Here is a 17,565-nt window from a genome sequence, read left to right as displayed (position 1 = left end):
CCCGGAACACATTGTTACACGAGGTGATTATGACAACAGATATGCGCGCATTAACATTAACCGTTCCACAGACCGGTAGCATTGAAACTTATGTTCAGGCTGTTAGTAGCATTAATATGCTCAGCGCCGAGGAAGAACGAGGTCTAGCAGAACGTTTACAACAGGACGACGATCTATTGGCTGCAAGAAAGCTAATCATGTCGCACCTACGTTTCGTTGTGCATATTGCTAAATCTTATTCTGGTTATGGCCTACCTCAAGCAGACTTAATTCAAGAAGGTAACATCGGCTTAATGAAGGCAGTAAGACGCTTCGACCCTACTGTCGGCGTTAGATTGGTGTCTTTTGCAGTACATTGGATAAAAGCCGAAATTCACGAATTTGTGCTGCGTAATTGGCGCATAGTGAAAGTTGCGACGACCAAAGCGCAACGTAAGCTTTTCTTTAATCTACGTAAAAATAAAAAGCGTCTAGGCTGGTTTACCCATGCAGAAGTGCAGAAAGTAGCGAGCGATCTAGGAGTGAGCGAGAAAGAAGTACTGCAGATGGAAGCCCGCATGAGTAGCCACGATCAGGCATTTGATCTTTCTGCTGATGACGATGAAAGCGGCAGTTTTGCCCCTGTGCAGTTCTTAGAAGATAAAAGCCCTAGCGTTGAAACTGACGTAGTGAATGCCGATTGGGATGCCATTGCATCACAAAAACTGTATTCCGCGATCAAAACACTTGATGAGCGCAGCCAGCACATTATTCAGACGCGTTGGTTAAGCGACGACAAGACAACACTGCAAGACCTAGCGGACAAATATCAAGTTTCCGCTGAGCGTGTTCGTCAAATTGAAAAGAACGCTATGAAAAAATTACAGAGTGCCATGGTGTAACTCAGTAACTTAAGCACAAAAAAGCGCGTTTATAACGCGCTTTTTTATTGTCTTAAATTTGCTGAGATAGTAATACTTAGTAATACAAGCTTCAGTGACTTATGACTCGTTGTCCGTTTGCACTTCAGGCTCGGGCGGCAGGATCCAATATACACCGCTAAATTCAGCCACGGCTGTATCACCATCTAAAATATCTACGTGAAGCTTAATTTGACATTTTTTACCTTTGGACAGCACATCAAATTTCCCGTTTAAGCTTTCGATATGACACAAGGCTCTAGGTTGCATGGTAATCGGCTTATGGTAATGAATGTTGCCATCCCCCAATACGATTTCCCCCATTAAATTCTTTTCTTTGAGCTGTAAAAAAATCATTCCCCAGCCCGTTAACGTCGCAAGTGAAAAGATACTGCCGGCGAACATGGTGCCGTGTAAATTTATATTTTTGTTCAACGATGCACGATTTTCTAGGGTTTTGCCCGAATACTGGTGAAGCTTTATACCCATTTGCTCACTAATTGGAATAGTGTCATGCCACGTATCCTGTAGCTCCTTACACCATTTGGGATGTAATAGAATGGTATTGTGATCCAGCAAACGCTTAACCATCTGCTGGCGCTTAAGCTTACCGAGTTCAGCTGACGCTTCTCTCTCTACTTCAAATCCGCAGCTTTTAAAAAAAGGGGTGGATAACTCACGACTGTTGGTGACTATTCGCACGGCCCCTTCTTGCCGAGCGACGGCTTCAAGGGATGACATAACCATTTTAGCTAAGCCACGGCCCTGGGCTTCATTGGCAACGGCAATATGACGAATTTGAGCCTCTTCAGCGTTGTTCATATGAACCCGACCAATAGCAATCACTTCGCCTTTATTGTTGCGGATCATACGATGCTCACTAACCTGCTCGTACTCATCTTTTTCTGATCCTTGCGGATAGTTCCAAGGCTTGCGCAGCATTTGCCAGCGAAACTCAAAATAAGCGTCGAAATCTACTTCGGATTCGGGGGTTTCAATTTTATACATTACGATGCATTTATCCTTGTGGAAATATCGATAACCTGTGGCTATGTTTAATCAGCCAGCACACCATTAAATATCATTCGTGGCTATTGAGCAAACTACACCTGCAAACTGAAAGTAACTGGACCGTCGTTTACTAAGCTAACTTGCATATTTGCACCAAATATCCCAGTTTGACAGGATACTTCGCTACGCTCACCTAATTTCACAAAGTAGTTATAAAGTGACTCCCCTAGCTGTGGAGAGGCGCCTTGGGAAAAGCCCGGTCGATTACCTTTATTCGTTTGTGCCACCAAAGTGAACTGTGAGATCACCAGTAATTCCCCACCCACTTGCTGTAGGTTGAGGCTCATTTTACCGCCCTGATCACTAAAAATACGATAATTCAGCACCCGCTCGAACAACTTTTTAGCTTTAGCTTCATCGTCATCTTTTTCCACACCAAGCAGCAAGAGGATCCCCTTATCGATTTGTCCTGTTATATCGCCATCGACCGTTACCTTGGCCTCACTAACCCGCTGTAACAGACCTATCATTTATTCTCCTTAATGAAATCAGCCATAGCGGTCGCTGCTAAACATAATGCTGCGCTTATTTTAGGCTCGTTTGCACTGTGACCAGACTCGGGCACTATGGTTAACTGACTGGCGGGCCAATGTTGATTCAGCGCAAATGCCCCTTGTATTTTACATACACAGTCGTAACGACCATGAATAATAGTGGCTGGGATATGCTGGATTTTAGAGATGTTGTCTAATATATAATTAGGTTCGATAAAACACTGATGCTTAATATAATGGCATTCCAATTTCGCTAAACTAATTCCTCTGTGTACATCAGGCAGTAAATCATCTTCGCGCATTTTACAATGTAAACGACTGATGCGTGCTTCCCATAAACACCAGGCTTTAATTGCCGCCATTTTGTGAATTTCATCACTGCCGGTAAATAAAGCATAATACGCATCCACTAGGGTGCTGGTAGCCAAAGCATCTTGCACGGGATACACAAATTCCTGATAATAATCAGGAAATAACTGCGCTGCCCCACCTTTTTCATCTAGATACCAAGCGAAATCTTCCGCCCGTGCCAAGAAACTTCCTCTTAACACCAGTCCTTTTACGCTTTCAGGTCGCGCTATTGCCGCGAGTAGAGCCAAGGTAGCGCCCCAGGAACCACCAAACAACACCCACTGCTGAACCCCCAAGTACTCTCTTATTTGGCTGATATCGTTCAATAAATTCTCAGTGGTATTATGCTCAACACTGCCAAATGGTGTCGACTGACCACTGCCTCTTTGGTCAAAACCAATGATCCAATATTTTTGCGGATCAAAAAATCGTCGATAATTGGCGAAAAGTCCCGCTCCTGGCCCGCCGTGTAGAAATAGCACAGGTATCCCTTTAGGATTACCACTTTGCTCTAGATATAGTGAGTGACCATCACTTACCGCTAACATCTCACTAAAAAATGGTTTAATTGCCGGATAGAGTTCACTCATAAAGGGATCTGCTTTGACATTGTTTCTTCCAACCAATTGCAATAATTTGATAAAGTGCGATAACAATAAAGAATTAATAACTTAGGGGCAACATATGGCAGGACAAGGTTCAGGTGGAAATGTAATTGCAGCGATTTGTAACTTATTTATTCCAGGATTAGGGCAGTTAGTGCAAGGTCGCATATTAGCAGCATTGATATTTTTCGTCCTAGTGTGGACAAACTATGCACTCGCAGCGACAGGTATTCTCTTTTTCATGGCGATTTTTGGATTTATATTTCAAGTTTGGTCCATCATTGACGCCGCAAAATATCGCGGCTAAACAATATTTACGAGGTTTTCATGTATAAAATTATCCCAACGTTATTCTTATTTACCTTACTAGCTGGATGCCAGAGTGCTTATTATGCCGCCTGGGAGAAAGTCGGTGTAGAAAAGCGCGATATCATGGTTGATCGTGTAGAGGACGCTAAAGAGTCACAAGAAGATGCTCAACAGCAATTTAGTGACGCGTTAGAGCAATTCACCCATTTAATGAATTACGATGGCGGTGAATTACAAGACGTATACGAAGAGCTGAAAGAGCAATATGAAGAAAGTAACCAAGCTGCTGCTGAAGTCACTAAGCGTATTAATAAGGTTGAGAGTGTAGCCGATGCTCTGTTTGATGAATGGGAAACAGAGCTTGATAAGTATACTAATCCGGGTCTACGTCGAGAAAGCGCGAGTAAATTGCAAGACACCCAACGCCGGTACCAAAGCCTAGTAAAAAGCATGCGCAAGGCAGAGGCCAAAATGTCGCCTGTGCTATCCGCCTTGCAAGACAATGTATTGTATTTAAAACATAACCTTAATGCCACGGCTATCGGTGCGCTGCAAAGTGAATTCAATGGCGTTAAAAACGATATAAATCAGCTAATTGCTGAAATGAATAACGCCATCAAAGAGTCAAACGCATTTATATCCAGCATGCGTGATTAACATATGATGCCCATTATGCAGGCGACTGAGGATCCTCATCGTCGACCTGCGTAAAACTCTCTTCAGGCTCTTCATGAAAAAACACCTCAATCACATGGGTTAACTCAGCCCCGAGTAACACGACTATCCAAGATAAGTACACCCACACAAATAAGATTGGGATCACGGCCATCGCGCCGTAAATCATTTGGTAAGACGGAAAATGGGTTATGTAAAATGAAAAGCCTTTCTTAGACAGTTCAAACAGTAATGCCCCAACAAACGCACCCACAATGGCGTGACGAGGATTAATACGCTTATTGGGTACAATCATATATAAAATAAAGAAAGCGCACACAGAGGCAATAAAGGGCACAGTTTTGAGCATGGCCGTCGTCGCGCCCATAGTGTAAGCCTCAGCTGAATTAGCAAAGGCCACCAAATAAGAGCTCATGATCACGCTCAAGCCAATTAATAAAGGCCCTAATGTTAGGATCATCCAATAGATAGCGAGCGTAAAGATAATTGGCCGCTCGCTCTTCGCTTGCCAAATACGATTCAAGGTCTTATCAATATTTGAGATCAGCAGTAATGCCACCACAACCAAAGATAAAATCCCAATCGCCCCCATTTTTGAGGCATTCCCCACAAACTCGGCGACGTAACCTTGGATTAGATCCCCCGAAGTGGGAATGAAATTGCCAAAGATCAGGCTTTCGATTTCCCCCCTGACCTCAGAAAATGCTGGAAATGCCGATAAAATGGTGAAAAACACCATAATAAAAGGCACCAAAGACAATAAAGAAACATAAGCTAAATGCCCGGCTGAAACAGTGATCCCATCGCGCTGACAATGAGATACAAACATGCGGACAAAGATATTCGCCTTTGGCAACCAACGTCTGAATACATCCAATAATATAATCTTGGGCTCCATATATTTCCTTGTACAACAGGCTAAGAGTGAAGACTCTAGTCTGCTCTAACACCTAACATATGGCAAATAGCATAACTTAATTCGCAGCGATTTAAGGTGTAAAAATGGAAATCTCGTATACCTTCTTTTGCAAGTACCTTAACCATATCCATGGCGATACTCGCGCCCATCAAATTACGCGTAGTTTGATCATCTTTATCCAAGCCATCATACATTTTGTGCAACCAGTTAGGCACATGTACATTGGTAAAACCGGCAAAACGTTGCAAAGTTTGGTAGTTAGTCACAGGCAATATACCTGGTACTATGTCCATATCAATTCCCGCTGCCGCAGCACGGTCTCTAAAGCGCAAGAAAACTTCAGCATCAAAAAAGAACTGGCTAATCGCTTGGTTGGCGCCGGCTTCAGCTTTACGCTTTAGATTTAACAAATCAAACTGGCTGTTTGGTGCTTCTGGGTGTTTCTCTGGATAAGCAGCAACGGCAATGTCAAAGTCCGCTACATCACGCAATAACGCAACTAAATCCGATGCGTATGAGACGTGCTCGGTATACCCTTCAGGTAAGTCACCCCGTAAGGCCACGATTTTACGAATACCACTGGCCCAATAATCCTTGGCTATTTGCTTTAATTCGTCCCGGCTTGCATCAACACACGTTAAATGTGGGGCAGCAGCAATACCTGTTTCACTTTGAATTCGTTTAACGATTTCATGGGTCCGATCCCGCTCGCCGCTATTGGCCCCGTAGGTGACAGACATATATTTGGGCTTAAGGGGAGCTAATCGCTCAACCGATTTCCACAATGTTTGTTCCATTGTTTCTGTTTTCGGTGGGAAAAATTCAAATGATACATTGATCCCTTTCACTTCCGAGAGTGACTGGTTGAGGGCATCGATACCTTGTGCATAAGAGACCATGGAAAGCTCCGTAATTATCTGGACGTTTAGACGTCTAAACTAAACTTTGTACGTAAAGCCGTCAAGATGTTTAGCAGTCTATCGTTGACCTTTATTGGTTTATGGTTAGAATTTCCCCTTATAAGAAAGAAAAAAGTGAGTAAACGATGGCTAAAACAACAAAATGGAATGGGAAGTACATTCATCCCTATGCCGAGCATGGAAAGAAAAGCGAGCAAGTGAAGAAAGTCACTGTCTCAATTCCTCTTAAAGTACTTAAGGTGTTAACGGATGAACGTACCCGTAGGCAAGTAAATAATCTTCGTCATGCAACGAACTCAGAATTATTATGTGAAGCATTCTTGCATGCTTTTACTGGGCAACCGTTACCGAACGACAACGACTTACAAAAAGACAACGAAAACCGGATCCCAAGTGATGCCCTGCGCATTATGCAGGAGATGGGGATTGATATCGATTCAGAAGAATAGCCCTACTTTGGCGGGCTATTCAATTTTGTGATTCGCACAATGAACTAAGCGTAATCGTAATGTCCACCACGTGACAGACCCTGTTGATATGCAGGGCGTGCATGTATACGTTTAACGTAGGCAGCGATATTCGGGTACTCACCAGCCACGTTGCGTGACGCCATCGCTTCGAGTGGAAAACTCATCTGCACATCAGCCCCTGATAACGTATCTCCAGCAAACCACTCATTTTCGGCCAGATATTGATCAACATATTTAAGATTAGCCACCAAGTTTACCCCGTAGTAGCCGTCCATCACTTTGTCTGCAATTTTATTAGCAATCATTTTGACAAAAAATGGTTTGGCATTCTGACGGACTTTATCAAACACTAATTTTGCGACCATAGGCGGCATCAGTGTTCCCTCGGCAAAATGTAACCAATATGTATACTGACGATATGCTTCGGTGTCAGCGTGAGGAATAAGTGAACTCTCACTGTATTTTCGCCCTAAATAATCAATGATTGCACCTGATTCAGCCACCGTCACTTCGCCGTCAGTGATCACGGGGGACTTACCCAACTGATGAACTTTTTTTAGGGATTCTGGAGCCAAATTAGTCTGGTCATCACGCTGGTAGCGCTTAATCTCATATTCGACACCCAGTTCTTCCAACATCCATAGAATGCGCTGAGAACGGGAATTATTGAGGTGGTGAAGTGTGATCATAGAAGCACCTAGGGTAAATATAGAGTTAAGAAGATTAAAGTACGCGTAAACGAGCAAACTGGCTCATCAAATTTATGAATATGTTGTTATATCCACCGACCTTGATGAAATGCAAAAAAAAGGGCTGCAGACAAGCTATCGTCCAGCCCTAAATAAATTTATAAAAAACAAAAAGTTGTGCTATTTTCCTGACGGATCCAAACTTGCAAAATAGGCCGATAAATTTTCAATATCAGCATCACTTAAGGCTGCGACCATAGGTGCCATTATCATATTTTTACGTTCACCTGAGCGAAAGGCCTTAAGTTGCAACGATAAATACTGCTCTTTTTGCCCAGCTAAATTCGGATACATAGGAATTTGTGATATACCGTTAGCACCATGACATGCAACACACGTAGCCGCTTTAGATTTACCTGCTGCTATGTCGCCAGCGAAAACGTTAGTTGATAATATGGCAACCGTTGACAGACTCGCCACAACACATGCTTTTGAGATTAGATTCATAATTGGTCCTTAAGATAATGTCGGTTTTTGAAAAACCATTCTACAAGTAATATATAGAGGCAGATAATGAATTTAGATCATTCATATGCAACGCAATTAGGTGACTTAGGTGCCCTTACTAAGCCCTTAGGTGTGGCGAATCCTAAACTGGTTGAGGTTAACCACACTTTACGCGACGCGCTGCAACTACCTGCATCAGGTTTTACGCAATCTAGCATAATGTCGATGCTATTTGACAATACAAGTTCATTTACGAAACATTCTTTTGCACAAAAGTATGGTGGGCATCAGTTTGGCGGCTGGAATCCTGACTTAGGCGATGGCCGTGGTCTATTGCTAGGCGACGTGAAAGATAAAAACGGTCAACGTTGGGATCTACACCTAAAAGGCGCTGGCCCGACTCCCTATTCTCGATTTGCTGATGGGCGTGCCGTATTACGCTCTACATTGCGCGAATACCTTGCCAGCGAAGCCCTGCATCATATGGGTATTCCGACTTCTAGGGCATTGTGTTTGATAACCAGTGACGAGCCTGTGTATCGAGAAAAACAAGAACGAGCAGCTATGATGATCCGTGTCAGTCAAAGCCATATTCGTTTCGGTCATTTTGAGTACTTTTATCACAGTGGTCAGCTCGATAAACTTGAAAAACTATTTGCCTATTGCTTGGAACACCATTTCAAATCCTGTGCTAATGCTAAAAATCCGCATCTTGCTATGCTTGAGCGTATTGTTTTGGACACCGCAAGCCTAATCGCTAAATGGCAAGCTTTTGGTTTTAATCACGGTGTAATGAACACAGATAACATGTCGATTCATGGGATCACCTTTGATTTTGGCCCCTATGCGTTTCTTGATGATTTTGATCCCAAGTTTGTGTGTAATCATTCTGATCACCAGGGGCGATACGCTTTTGAAGAACAGCCCGGCATTGGACTATGGAACTTAAACGCTTTGGCCCATGCATTTACACCGTACTTGAGCATTGAGGAAATCAAACTCGCCTTAGGCAACTACGAGAGCCAATTACTCAGTGAGTTCTCTCAACTGATGCACCAAAAACTCGGCTTATTTACGCCGAGTCCGTCCACGGCTGAGTTGGTAAATGGCTGGCTTGATTTAGTGTCTCAAGACAAGCGGGACTACCATATTAGCTTTCGCCTACTATGCGAGATAAATGAACATCAGCTCAACCCTCAACTGGTGAATCATTTCATTCAACGTGAAGCGGCCCAAAGCTGGTTAAGTCAATACCAACAAACACTGCTTGAACAAGGCGTACCCGTGGAAGAACGCCAAAATAGAATGCGTCAAGTAAACCCCGAGTATGTGTTGCGTAATTATCAGGCGCAACTTGCCATCGACGCAGCGGAGGACGGTGACTTCTCTCGATTTAAAACCTTTTTACACGTGTTACAACAACCTTTTGAATCAAAGCCTGAATATGCAGATTTTGCAAAACCACCACCTGATTGGGGTAAACATATGGAAATTTCATGCAGCAGCTAATCCTAAAGACAAGAGATAAACTCTTTGTTGAAAGGGAATATCCGATGTTAGGCTACAGATCACGATACATTTCAAGGTTGTGCTTGGCAGCTGCAATCGATATTCCTTTGGTTTCCTAGATAGTGAAAATGCGTCTTTTAACTCACGCCTGTTCGTTGTTTTGTTTTATGTTGCTTACCGTGCAACTAAGCCAAACTGTCTGGGCGCAAGCACCTTTACCCCACCCAATGGTGAATCTCGATGGTTCGTCTCCCACCATTGATTTGTTAACACACAGTCAATGGTTGGTCGCTGACAACCGCGTACAATTATCTGACGTGCAGGAATTGCAAACTTGGCGTAGCACTTTTTCACCTCAACCGCTAAATGCTAACCAAAGTCTATGGGGCAAAGTCACACTGCAGAGTGACAGTAGCCATCAACCGTATTTTATTAGTATCGATAATCCGCGCATTGACGCACTGGACATTTACGTTCTAGATGAGCGCGAGCGAATTATTAGCTCTTACCGGCTAGGCACAACTCGTCCGTTAGAGAATCGCCCTTACGAGCACAGACTGTTCGTTGTGCCCCTTGATGTACCTTATGCACAGCCGCGCAATATCTATATTAAGGTTCGGGACGAAGGCCCATTAGTGTTTGCTTTTAAACTCAAGTCCGAAGCAGCACTGAATAAAAAAGAGCAGCGAAACAGCACAGTGTTCGCCTTGTTTAGTGGTGCACTTGCGATGATGGTGTTGTACTTTTTAGTCACCTACACTCTGCTTCGTAGTCCTGTTCGCTTTTGGTTTTCAGTGGCCAGTGCGGGTTATTTACTGCTGTTTTTAAACAGTCAGGGAATAATCAGCCACGTTTCTGGATTCAACGCTTACATTGATAATATCAGCACGATTGTATGTGCATTACTGTTGTTCTCTTTAGCCAAAATCACCTTTACGATCTTTCGTCCACTGCCCACATATTATCGCTATTTTCTATACGCTATGGGTTGGTTGAGTGCGGCGGCAGCATTAATATTAAATAGCTATCAACAGATCCTCGTCGTGGCAGGGGCGTCGATCATGGCGATTGTGGTGATCGCTCTATTGGCCATTTTCTATCGCTATAAAGATCACACCATCAGCAATCGTGTATTTGCCTTAGGCTTGTCGCTCATTACACTTACAACCTGCGCGCACTTAGGTCTCTACCTGAATTGGATTGCCTTTCCTGAACGACTTTCCCTGGCCTTAAGTACCCTGATAATCATAGGCATAGTGTTGATTGCCGTTGCTATTGCCGCCCATGAAAAGGTCATTGCTTTTCGTCATCACAACGAGCAACAAGACGATATTCGTGCTTTGCAGCAATTTGTCGACATGTTTGAATTCGCTCCTGAAGGGCGTTTTATCTCGAGTCTTGACGGCCGACTCCTACGCGCCAATAGTGCGTTAGCAAAAATTTTTGGCTACGACGACGTGCAACAAATGCTAGGGCAACTCAGCTCAATGTCGCAATTATATGCCGAACCAAATGAACGTGAGTTATTGCTAGGAGAGTTACACAAAAATCAATATACCTTGGGTAAAGAATTACGTGGCAAAACCCGCCAACAGAAAGACATATGGTTAACGGTATCAGCCCAGCTAAGTAAGCAAGCTGATAGTGAAGAAAAAGTGATTTGTGGATCTATTCTGGATATTAGTGCCCAGAAGTCCACAGATTTAGGCCTGATATATATGGCTAGCCACGATACGTTAACCGGTTTTTATCAACGTCAAGAATTTGAAAAACGTTTGCACATGGCCATAAATGTTGCTGGCAAACAACAAGACGAACTGACTTTATTGCATGTGAATATCGACCAATTTAAAGCTATAAACGACACCCACGGCCATAAAGCAGGCGACGCTATACTCAAACAGTTTTCCGAATTAATGCTCAAAACAGTCACAAGTGACGGAATTATCGGACGATTGGGCGGAGACGAATTTGGCATATTGTTGACGGGGAATAATGCACAGAATAGCTTTATGCTGGCTAACAAGTTGTTAAACACTGTGCGAGAGTTTCATTTTGCATGGGAAGAGCGACGCTTAAACTTGTGCGTCAGCATAGGCCAAGTCCCGTGGAATAAAGCTATCTCCAGCTCTGAGCAGTTATTGAGCATGGCCGACTCAGCCTGCTATATGGCGAAAAAGCTCGGCCGTAATCGGCTACATACCTATTCAGCTACCGACAAACACATCGCAAAATATGAGTCTCAGTTGAGTTGGCTACCACGCATTCAACATGCGCTGGCCCATGACGGTTTTGAATTGTTTTGTCAAAGCTACATGCCGATGACCACTATGGCCCATGGCCATCATTATGAAATATTGCTGCGCTTGGTGGATGAACATGACCAACACATTCTGCCTAATGAATTCCTTCCTGCTGCTGAGCGTTATAACTTAAGTGCTAAAATTGATCGTTGGGTCATCGACCGCTATTTCACTTGGTTAAACGACAACCCAAAACACAAAGACGCTCTTTATCGATGCAATATCAATCTCAGTGGACACTCCTTGGGAAACCAAGACTTAAAGTTGTTCATACTCAGTGCATTTGAAAAATATCAGATACCACACAATAAAATTTGTTTTGAAATCACTGAAAGCATGGCGATTTTAAAGCTCGACGAAACTGTGGATTTTATCAACACATTCAAAGCGTTAGGTTGTACCTTCGCCCTCGATGATTTTGGTAGTGGCTTTTCATCTTATCATTATCTAAAAAATCTACCGGTCGATCAGGTGAAAATTGACGGTGACTTCGTCAAAAATATCCTCATAGATCCCGTCGATATGGCGATGGTTACCTCAATAAAAGACATTGCCAGCGCCATGCAAATACAAACCGTTGCCGAATACGTTGAATCAAAAGAAATCATGGTTGAGCTAGGCAAAATTGGTGTCGATTTCGCTCAAGGATACGGCGTCAATAAACCTGCATCCTTAAGCACAATGGCGGATGGCGATAAAAACGGTTAATCAAAAATAGAGCTGCAAAAAGCACTTGTATTTGAATAATACGCACCCATATTTTCATCCAATGTGACACGCTCTGTGAATAACCCATACAAGTCAGCAAGTAAAAATATGAAACTACATCAGAAGTACGAATTCGTGAGCTCAGCTTCGTTACCCACCCACTGGGGGAAGTTCACCATACACGGGTTCGTTGAGACTGCTACCGAACAAGAACATGTCGCCCTTACTTTCGGCCAGTGGCAAACTGGCGATGTGGTGCCCATTCGTATTCACTCCGAATGCTTAACAGGGGACGCATTGTTTAGTACCCGTTGTGACTGTGGAGCTCAACTTGAGAAAGCCCTACAAAACATCGTTGAACAAGGCAAAGGGGTGTTGTTATACCTTCGCCAAGAAGGCCGTGGCATTGGTTTACTGAATAAAATTCGGGCTTATAATTTACAAGATCAGGGCTTAGACACTGTAGAAGCAAACGAGCATCTGGGTTTTGATGCCGACCTGCGCGAATACGGTATGTGTAAACTCATGTTGGACACACTTAATGTACAACGGGTAAATTTGATGACTAACAATCCCAAAAAACGCATCGCATTGGAAGGAATGGGCATTGAAGTGGTAAGTCGCACCCCTATTGACCATGGGGTCACCGACGACAACCGTCACTACATTCGCACCAAAACTGAAAAGCTTGGTCATAAGTTCGACCCGCATCTGCTCAAATAATTTTTTATGTAGGCCGTCTACGACGGCCATATTGCTTTACTTATTCAGTATTGCAACCAACACTCTCAATTGGTTTGTCTCCCGCATTTAGTCTCGATTCAGTTTTGGTTAAGCGTTCGTCATCGACACTAGGCTTACCGAATGTCCTTTTATATTAAATTAAAGGCACGACTAATTGAGGTCTCCCCATGGGAAAATCTGCCAAACACATCATAAGTTACATTGCCGCGATAAGCCTATTAGTAGGTGCTACCGTGCAACTGGTGCATGCTGAAACGCAAGAGCAGCCCATAGTTGAATTGCATCAAGCCAAGCTAGACCAAATGCTTGCCCCCATCGCTTTGTATCCCGATTCTCTGTTGTCACATATTTTAATTGCTGCCACTTATCCTTTAGAAGTGGTACAGGCAGCACGTTGGCGTGAGGAGCATGATAATTTGTCTGAGCAACAAGCGCTGGATCTTGCTCAAGAGCAAGACTGGGATCCTAGCGTAATCGCCCTCACCCCTTTTACTGAACTACTCGCTCGCATGAGCAAAGACTTAGTCTGGCTACAGAGCCTAGGTGACGCATTTTTAGCGAATGAAGCTCAGGTACTTACGAGTGTGCAAACCCTTCGAAGCCGTGCATATGTCAAAGGTAATTTACAAGACAACCAATACCAAAATATCGAGCGGGAAAAGGATAAAATTGTCATTCATAGTGTAGAGCGCGAAACAGTTTATGTGCCTTATTATGATACCCGGGTGGTGTACGGTGATTGGTGGTGGACAGTGCATCAGCCTATTTATTGGCGCACGCCACGCCACTATGCCTATCATTCAGGCATTTATTGGAGTCCGCGTTTTCATATCAGCAGTGGCTTCTTTTTTGGGGGATTCAGGTGGAGCAACAATTATGTGGTGGTTAATCACGATTATCGTTCTCGTAGATCAAATCATAGATATAACTACAGACAGGTGCGGGAGTACCCACGTTGGCACCATAATAGTCACCATAGACGTTCGGTGAAGTACCAAACAAGCCAGAATAGCCGTCATCAACGCGGCATAACGAGTCGTAACTATCAGTCTCAACAGAGTCAAAGTCACCGCACGAAGGTCATATCAGGTTTAAAACATAAGCAAGCTCAGCACAGCCGTTCTGAATATAGACATAAGCCGAGCCAGAATAACAAGCATGACGTATTTTCTAAGCAAGGGACGTCGTCAAACAGTAAGGCGTTTAAGGTTGATAAACACAGAACCAAACCAGAAAGAGCATATAACAGCCAACGGTCTGAGCGATACAGTGCTAAAAACGAACATGTATCAAGACCGACTAAAGCCGTGAAAAGCGCACCAATGGCTCATGATCGTAACAAAAAAATTCAGGTAAACAGAAAAGTTGAACGCACCTCGTCATCTAAACAACAACACAGGTCACAGTCGAGTATGCGAAAACACACTAATGGTCATTCGAATTCTGCAAAACATAAAGGAAGGACAGTAGAACACTAAGCCGTTACGCTTAAACGTATTGTTTAGCAACCTCAGAAAAAGGAAGCTAAAATAGCCTGCTGGGCAGGCTATTTGCCTATGCTGATTGAGGTATCAAGATACCTCTTATGCATTGTTTTTAGTCTTTAAATAAGCATTAACTTGAGATGCTTCACGTTGTTCTGAGAATTGAATCAAATCAACACCGTTACACTTCATACCTTCAGACGATACAAGCTTACGAAGTACATCATTAGAATTTGCTGCAACGTGACCCACTTTACCGCGTAAGCTGCGCTTAAGCATGCCAAGGTCATCGTTTACTACTGCTTTACAGAAACTTGAATAATCATTGTCACCTGCGAAGCGAACTTTGCTGCTTGATTCCATTGCGGCACTTGCATTAAAAGCGGTTAACGCAACAAGAGAGATAAGTACTTTTTTCATGGTGTGCTCCAAAAATAGGTTGGCTAGTTAGGTGTACTACAGGTTCTGCCTGCCACTGAAATATCCATGAATTTGATGATCATGTCTGTGGTTTTATTGTTCGAAACTAGTAAAAATGATGTAAAACAATGAGTTACATTAAAGTAACATTTATAAGCAGTTGATTTTAAATGATATTTTTTATTTATATATACCCATAACTGTAATGAATATTCCTATTTATTCCAAAAACATCTGCTCAAAACTGAAAGTGAAAATAAAACAAAATCAGAATGAGCTTAAAAAAACAGCAATTTATAACATTCAAGCTGCTTGCAGACGTTATAATGTTGTTAAATTACAAATAATGTAGTTTTTATTACATTATTTGCCACGCTCGTTTTTTCTCAAGCTGGGTAATAATGAATAAGATTTCTAAGCATTTTCTAGCTAAACAGACAAAATTCACAAGACCCGCCTGTTTGTTATCATTATACTCCGCGAATATTGAGCAACTTTAATCTGTGACGGTAAATTTTATGCGACTACTCCCTGAATGGGCGCCTCAAGAAGCGATTATTCTTGCTTGGCCTGATCAAAAAACGGATTGGCAACCATGGCTACAAGATGTTAGGCAGGTCTATCTGACAATCATAGCGACCCTTAATCGAGCTAATACAGGGGTTATATTGCTTATTCGAGAACAGGAAATCTCTGCATTTAACTTACTAAGCCAGGATTTTACGCAACCTATTAATAGAGTGTTACTCGTGCGCGCTGATTACAATGACACTTGGGTACGGGATTATGGCTTTTTAACCTGTCACAGTTCAGGCGGCATGCAACCAGTGGAGTTTAACTTCAACGGCTGGGGCAATAAGTTTGATGCCAATAAAGATAACCAGATAAACCAACAGGTATTATCAGACCTTTGCAGATTGCCATTACAGAGTTTTGATATTGTGGCCGAAGGCGGAGCAGTAGAAATTAATGACGCTGGCGTACTGTTGTCCACTGAATTTTGTTTATCGAATCCTGAGCGTAATGGCGACATGACAATGTCCCAATACAGAGGTGTATTTAAAGTCGCCTTGGGGGCAAAAAGCGTTAATATTTTCCAACAAGGTCATCTAGAAGGCGATGATACCGACGGGCACATCGATACCCTAGTGCGCTTTACACCTGATGATGGTCTGGTTGTGCAGTCAGCGTTCAATGCCCCTCAAGACTCTCATTATCAAGGCTTAGCGGCATTAGTTGCTGAATGTAAGGTTGCCTTGCCTGAGCATCAGATTTTTGAATTACCCTTGCCACATGTGGTCAATGCACAAGGAGAGCGTTTACCCGCTTCTTATGCCAACTACTTGATAAATAATAAACAGATCTTATGTCCTATATATCAGCAACCGGAAGATGACCTAGCCATGGACGTGATGGCCAAGGCCTATCCTGGACACACAATAGTGCCAATAAACTGTTTACCCTTGGTACAGCAATTCGGTAGCTTGCACTGTATTAGTATGCAAGTTCCAGTCAGTACATTAACGTTCGAGATTAGTAAAAAACTAGCAACAGGAGTCAGTGAGTTATGAGCCGCACCCCGCAAACCGCTAAAACCCTAAAAGTAGGAGTTGTTCAACAAGCGGTTGCCAATAACGACAAGCAATTAAGTTGGCAACGCAGCGCTGAGCAAGTAACGGAACTCGCCGAACAAGGCTGCGAATTAATCATGCTGCAAGAACTGCACAGCACCTTGTATTTCTGTCAGCAAGAGAACACCGACTTTTTTGATTTAGCCGAGCCGATCCCCGGCCCCGCTACTGACTTTTTTGCCATCTTAGCCGCCAAGCTCAATATTGTGCTCATCACCTCTTTGTTTGAAAAACGAGGATCTGGTTTGTACCACAACACAGCTGTGGTGTTCGATCGTCAACTCGGTATGGTCGGAAAATATCGCAAGATGCATATTCCCGACGATCCAGGATTTTATGAGAAATTTTATTTTACCCCAGGTGATCTAGGCTTTGAGCCGATTCAAACCAGCGTAGGTAAATTAGGTGTGTTGGTATGTTGGGATCAGTGGTATCCAGAAGCCGCACGCCTGATGGCCATGCGCGGTGCAGACATGTTGTTTTATCCCACTGCGATAGGCTGGGATCCAGCAGACACGAAAGACGAGCAACAACGTCAATTTGGTGCATGGCAAACGATTCAACGCTCCCACGCAGTAGCAAACTCAGTGCCCGTCATTGTTGCTAATCGCACCGGTTTCGAGGCGTCTCCTGTTAAAGGTGATAACGGTATTCAGTTTTGGGGGCAAAGTTTCATCACAGGCCCCCAGGGTGAGATACTTGCTCAAGCTGATGCTGACAGTGAGCAGAACCTGATGGTTGAATTAGATTTATCTCGCACTGAGCAAGTTAAGCGAATTTGGCCATATTTTCGTGACCGTCGCATCGATGCTTACGAAGATATGACTAAGCGTTGGCGCGACTAGCCTCATATTCAT

18 protein-coding genes are annotated in these 17,565 nt (G+C 43.3%); 10 read left to right on the top strand and 8 right to left on the bottom strand.

The window, feature by feature from the left end; translation table 11 throughout:
- The first annotated feature begins 29 nt into the window (after positions 1–29).
- Positions 30–881 carry an RNA polymerase sigma factor RpoH gene (gene rpoH, locus GPLA_RS07260; protein WP_007104218.1) on the top strand — a complete coding sequence of 284 codons (852 nt, stop codon included), beginning with the start codon at positions 30–32 and terminating at the stop codon, positions 879–881.
- Positions 882–980: 99 nt separating this feature from the next.
- On the opposite strand, the gene GPLA_RS07255 is transcribed toward rpoH, so the two are convergent.
- From GPLA_RS07255 to pip, 3 genes are all read right to left on the bottom strand, one after another.
- Positions 981–1,907 carry a bifunctional GNAT family N-acetyltransferase/hotdog fold thioesterase gene (locus GPLA_RS07255; protein WP_007104217.1) on the bottom strand — a complete coding sequence of 309 codons (927 nt, stop codon included), beginning with the start codon at positions 1,905–1,907 and terminating at the stop codon, positions 981–983.
- Between the two features lie 95 nt (positions 1,908–2,002).
- On the bottom strand, positions 2,003–2,440 hold the full coding sequence (gene dtd, locus GPLA_RS07250) for a D-aminoacyl-tRNA deacylase (RefSeq protein ID WP_007104216.1): 438 nt from the start codon (positions 2,438–2,440) through the stop codon (positions 2,003–2,005).
- Positions 2,437–3,405, bottom strand: coding sequence for a prolyl aminopeptidase (gene pip / locus GPLA_RS07245; RefSeq protein WP_007104215.1), 969 nt, complete (start codon positions 3,403–3,405; stop codon positions 2,437–2,439). Before pip ends, dtd begins: the two co-directional genes overlap by 4 nt.
- Before the next feature lie 94 nt (positions 3,406–3,499).
- Here pip and GPLA_RS07240 point away from each other — a divergent pair, with 94 nt between their 5' ends.
- Together GPLA_RS07240 and GPLA_RS07235 are read left to right on the top strand one after the other, a co-directional pair.
- Positions 3,500–3,727 (top strand): hypothetical protein, encoded by a 228-nt coding sequence (locus tag GPLA_RS07240; protein ID WP_007104214.1) that lies wholly within the window; start codon positions 3,500–3,502, stop codon positions 3,725–3,727.
- Between the two features lie 20 nt (positions 3,728–3,747).
- Complete coding sequence (locus GPLA_RS07235; protein ID WP_007104213.1) at positions 3,748–4,386, top strand: DUF2959 domain-containing protein; 639 nt, start codon at positions 3,748–3,750, stop codon at positions 4,384–4,386.
- Positions 4,387–4,399: 13 nt separating this feature from the next.
- Here the strand turns inward: GPLA_RS07235 and GPLA_RS07230 are convergent, their stop codons facing one another.
- Both GPLA_RS07230 and metF read right to left on the bottom strand, forming a co-directional pair.
- Positions 4,400–5,302: a virulence factor BrkB family protein gene (locus tag GPLA_RS07230; protein ID WP_007104212.1), complete on the bottom strand. Its 903-nt coding sequence runs from the start codon at positions 5,300–5,302 to the stop codon at positions 4,400–4,402.
- A gap of 35 nt (positions 5,303–5,337) precedes the next feature.
- Positions 5,338–6,222, bottom strand: a complete 885-nt coding sequence (metF, locus tag GPLA_RS07225) for a methylenetetrahydrofolate reductase (protein WP_007104211.1) — start codon at positions 6,220–6,222, stop codon at positions 5,338–5,340.
- A 146-nt stretch (positions 6,223–6,368) separates the two neighbouring features.
- Between metF and metJ the strand changes: the two genes are divergently transcribed.
- Positions 6,369–6,692 carry a met regulon transcriptional regulator MetJ gene (metJ, locus tag GPLA_RS07220; protein ID WP_007104210.1) on the top strand — a complete coding sequence of 108 codons (324 nt, stop codon included), beginning with the start codon at positions 6,369–6,371 and terminating at the stop codon, positions 6,690–6,692.
- 44 nt (positions 6,693–6,736) lie between these two features.
- Here metJ and GPLA_RS07215 read toward each other — a convergent pair whose 3' ends face one another.
- Positions 6,737–7,402: a glutathione S-transferase family protein gene (locus GPLA_RS07215; RefSeq protein WP_007104209.1), complete on the bottom strand. Its 666-nt coding sequence runs from the start codon at positions 7,400–7,402 to the stop codon at positions 6,737–6,739.
- Between the two features lie 180 nt (positions 7,403–7,582).
- On the bottom strand, positions 7,583–7,909 hold the full coding sequence (locus GPLA_RS07210; RefSeq protein ID WP_007104208.1) for a c-type cytochrome: 327 nt from the start codon (positions 7,907–7,909) through the stop codon (positions 7,583–7,585).
- Between the two features lie 66 nt (positions 7,910–7,975).
- Between GPLA_RS07210 and GPLA_RS07205 the strand changes: the two genes are divergently transcribed.
- From GPLA_RS07205 to GPLA_RS07190, 4 genes are all read left to right on the top strand, one after another.
- Positions 7,976–9,418: a protein adenylyltransferase SelO gene (locus GPLA_RS07205; RefSeq protein WP_007104207.1), complete on the top strand. Its 1,443-nt coding sequence runs from the start codon at positions 7,976–7,978 to the stop codon at positions 9,416–9,418.
- A gap of 128 nt (positions 9,419–9,546) precedes the next feature.
- Positions 9,547–12,429: an EAL domain-containing protein gene (locus GPLA_RS07200; protein ID WP_153810544.1), complete on the top strand. Its 2,883-nt coding sequence runs from the start codon at positions 9,547–9,549 to the stop codon at positions 12,427–12,429.
- A gap of 108 nt (positions 12,430–12,537) precedes the next feature.
- Positions 12,538–13,152, top strand: a complete 615-nt coding sequence (ribA, locus tag GPLA_RS07195; RefSeq protein ID WP_040514122.1) for a GTP cyclohydrolase II — start codon at positions 12,538–12,540, stop codon at positions 13,150–13,152.
- A gap of 188 nt (positions 13,153–13,340) precedes the next feature.
- The gene (locus GPLA_RS07190; protein ID WP_007104204.1) at positions 13,341–14,651 is read left to right on the top strand and encodes a DUF3300 domain-containing protein; all 1,311 of its coding nucleotides are present in this window, start codon (positions 13,341–13,343) and stop codon (positions 14,649–14,651) included.
- Between the two features lie 105 nt (positions 14,652–14,756).
- Here the strand turns inward: GPLA_RS07190 and GPLA_RS07185 are convergent, their stop codons facing one another.
- The gene (locus GPLA_RS07185) at positions 14,757–15,077 is read right to left on the bottom strand and encodes a DUF3718 domain-containing protein (protein WP_007104203.1); all 321 of its coding nucleotides are present in this window, start codon (positions 15,075–15,077) and stop codon (positions 14,757–14,759) included.
- 518 nt (positions 15,078–15,595) lie between these two features.
- Here GPLA_RS07185 and GPLA_RS07180 point away from each other — a divergent pair.
- Both GPLA_RS07180 and GPLA_RS07175 read left to right on the top strand, forming a co-directional pair.
- Positions 15,596–16,648 (top strand): agmatine deiminase family protein, encoded by a 1,053-nt coding sequence (locus tag GPLA_RS07180; protein WP_007104201.1) that lies wholly within the window; start codon positions 15,596–15,598, stop codon positions 16,646–16,648.
- Positions 16,645–17,553: a carbon-nitrogen hydrolase gene (locus GPLA_RS07175; RefSeq protein WP_007104200.1), complete on the top strand. Its 909-nt coding sequence runs from the start codon at positions 16,645–16,647 to the stop codon at positions 17,551–17,553. The genes GPLA_RS07180 and GPLA_RS07175 overlap by 4 nt, the downstream gene beginning before the upstream one ends.
- Positions 17,554–17,565: the final 12 nt, after the last annotated feature.

Source organism: Paraglaciecola polaris LMG 21857 (genome assembly GCF_000315055.1).
GTDB lineage: Bacteria > Pseudomonadota > Gammaproteobacteria > Enterobacterales > Alteromonadaceae > Paraglaciecola > Paraglaciecola polaris.
Note: the sequence above shows the minus strand (reverse complement) of the source record. Positions and strands in the feature narration are given on the sequence as shown.

Excerpts from the sequence above, each read along its gene's own strand:
- rpoH (WP_007104218.1), top strand. The coding sequence starts at position 30 with ATGACAACAGATATGCGCGCATTAACATTAACCGTTCCACAGACCGGT.
- GPLA_RS07255 (WP_007104217.1), bottom strand. The coding sequence starts at position 1,907 with ATGTATAAAATTGAAACCCCCGAATCCGAAGTAGATTTCGACGCTTAT.
- dtd (WP_007104216.1), bottom strand. The coding sequence starts at position 2,440 with ATGATAGGTCTGTTACAGCGGGTTAGTGAGGCCAAGGTAACGGTCGAT.
- pip (WP_007104215.1), bottom strand. The coding sequence starts at position 3,405 with ATGAGTGAACTCTATCCGGCAATTAAACCATTTTTTAGTGAGATGTTA.
- GPLA_RS07240 (WP_007104214.1), top strand. The coding sequence starts at position 3,500 with ATGGCAGGACAAGGTTCAGGTGGAAATGTAATTGCAGCGATTTGTAAC.
- GPLA_RS07235 (WP_007104213.1), top strand. The coding sequence starts at position 3,748 with ATGTATAAAATTATCCCAACGTTATTCTTATTTACCTTACTAGCTGGA.
- GPLA_RS07230 (WP_007104212.1), bottom strand. The coding sequence starts at position 5,302 with ATGGAGCCCAAGATTATATTATTGGATGTATTCAGACGTTGGTTGCCA.
- metF (WP_007104211.1), bottom strand. The coding sequence starts at position 6,222 with ATGGTCTCTTATGCACAAGGTATCGATGCCCTCAACCAGTCACTCTCG.
- metJ (WP_007104210.1), top strand. The coding sequence starts at position 6,369 with ATGGCTAAAACAACAAAATGGAATGGGAAGTACATTCATCCCTATGCC.
- GPLA_RS07215 (WP_007104209.1), bottom strand. The coding sequence starts at position 7,402 with ATGATCACACTTCACCACCTCAATAATTCCCGTTCTCAGCGCATTCTA.
- GPLA_RS07210 (WP_007104208.1), bottom strand. The coding sequence starts at position 7,909 with ATGAATCTAATCTCAAAAGCATGTGTTGTGGCGAGTCTGTCAACGGTT.
- GPLA_RS07205 (WP_007104207.1), top strand. The coding sequence starts at position 7,976 with ATGAATTTAGATCATTCATATGCAACGCAATTAGGTGACTTAGGTGCC.
- GPLA_RS07200 (WP_153810544.1), top strand. The coding sequence starts at position 9,547 with ATGCGTCTTTTAACTCACGCCTGTTCGTTGTTTTGTTTTATGTTGCTT.
- ribA (WP_040514122.1), top strand. The coding sequence starts at position 12,538 with ATGAAACTACATCAGAAGTACGAATTCGTGAGCTCAGCTTCGTTACCC.
- GPLA_RS07190 (WP_007104204.1), top strand. The coding sequence starts at position 13,341 with ATGGGAAAATCTGCCAAACACATCATAAGTTACATTGCCGCGATAAGC.
- GPLA_RS07185 (WP_007104203.1), bottom strand. The coding sequence starts at position 15,077 with ATGAAAAAAGTACTTATCTCTCTTGTTGCGTTAACCGCTTTTAATGCA.
- GPLA_RS07180 (WP_007104201.1), top strand. The coding sequence starts at position 15,596 with ATGCGACTACTCCCTGAATGGGCGCCTCAAGAAGCGATTATTCTTGCT.
- GPLA_RS07175 (WP_007104200.1), top strand. The coding sequence starts at position 16,645 with ATGAGCCGCACCCCGCAAACCGCTAAAACCCTAAAAGTAGGAGTTGTT.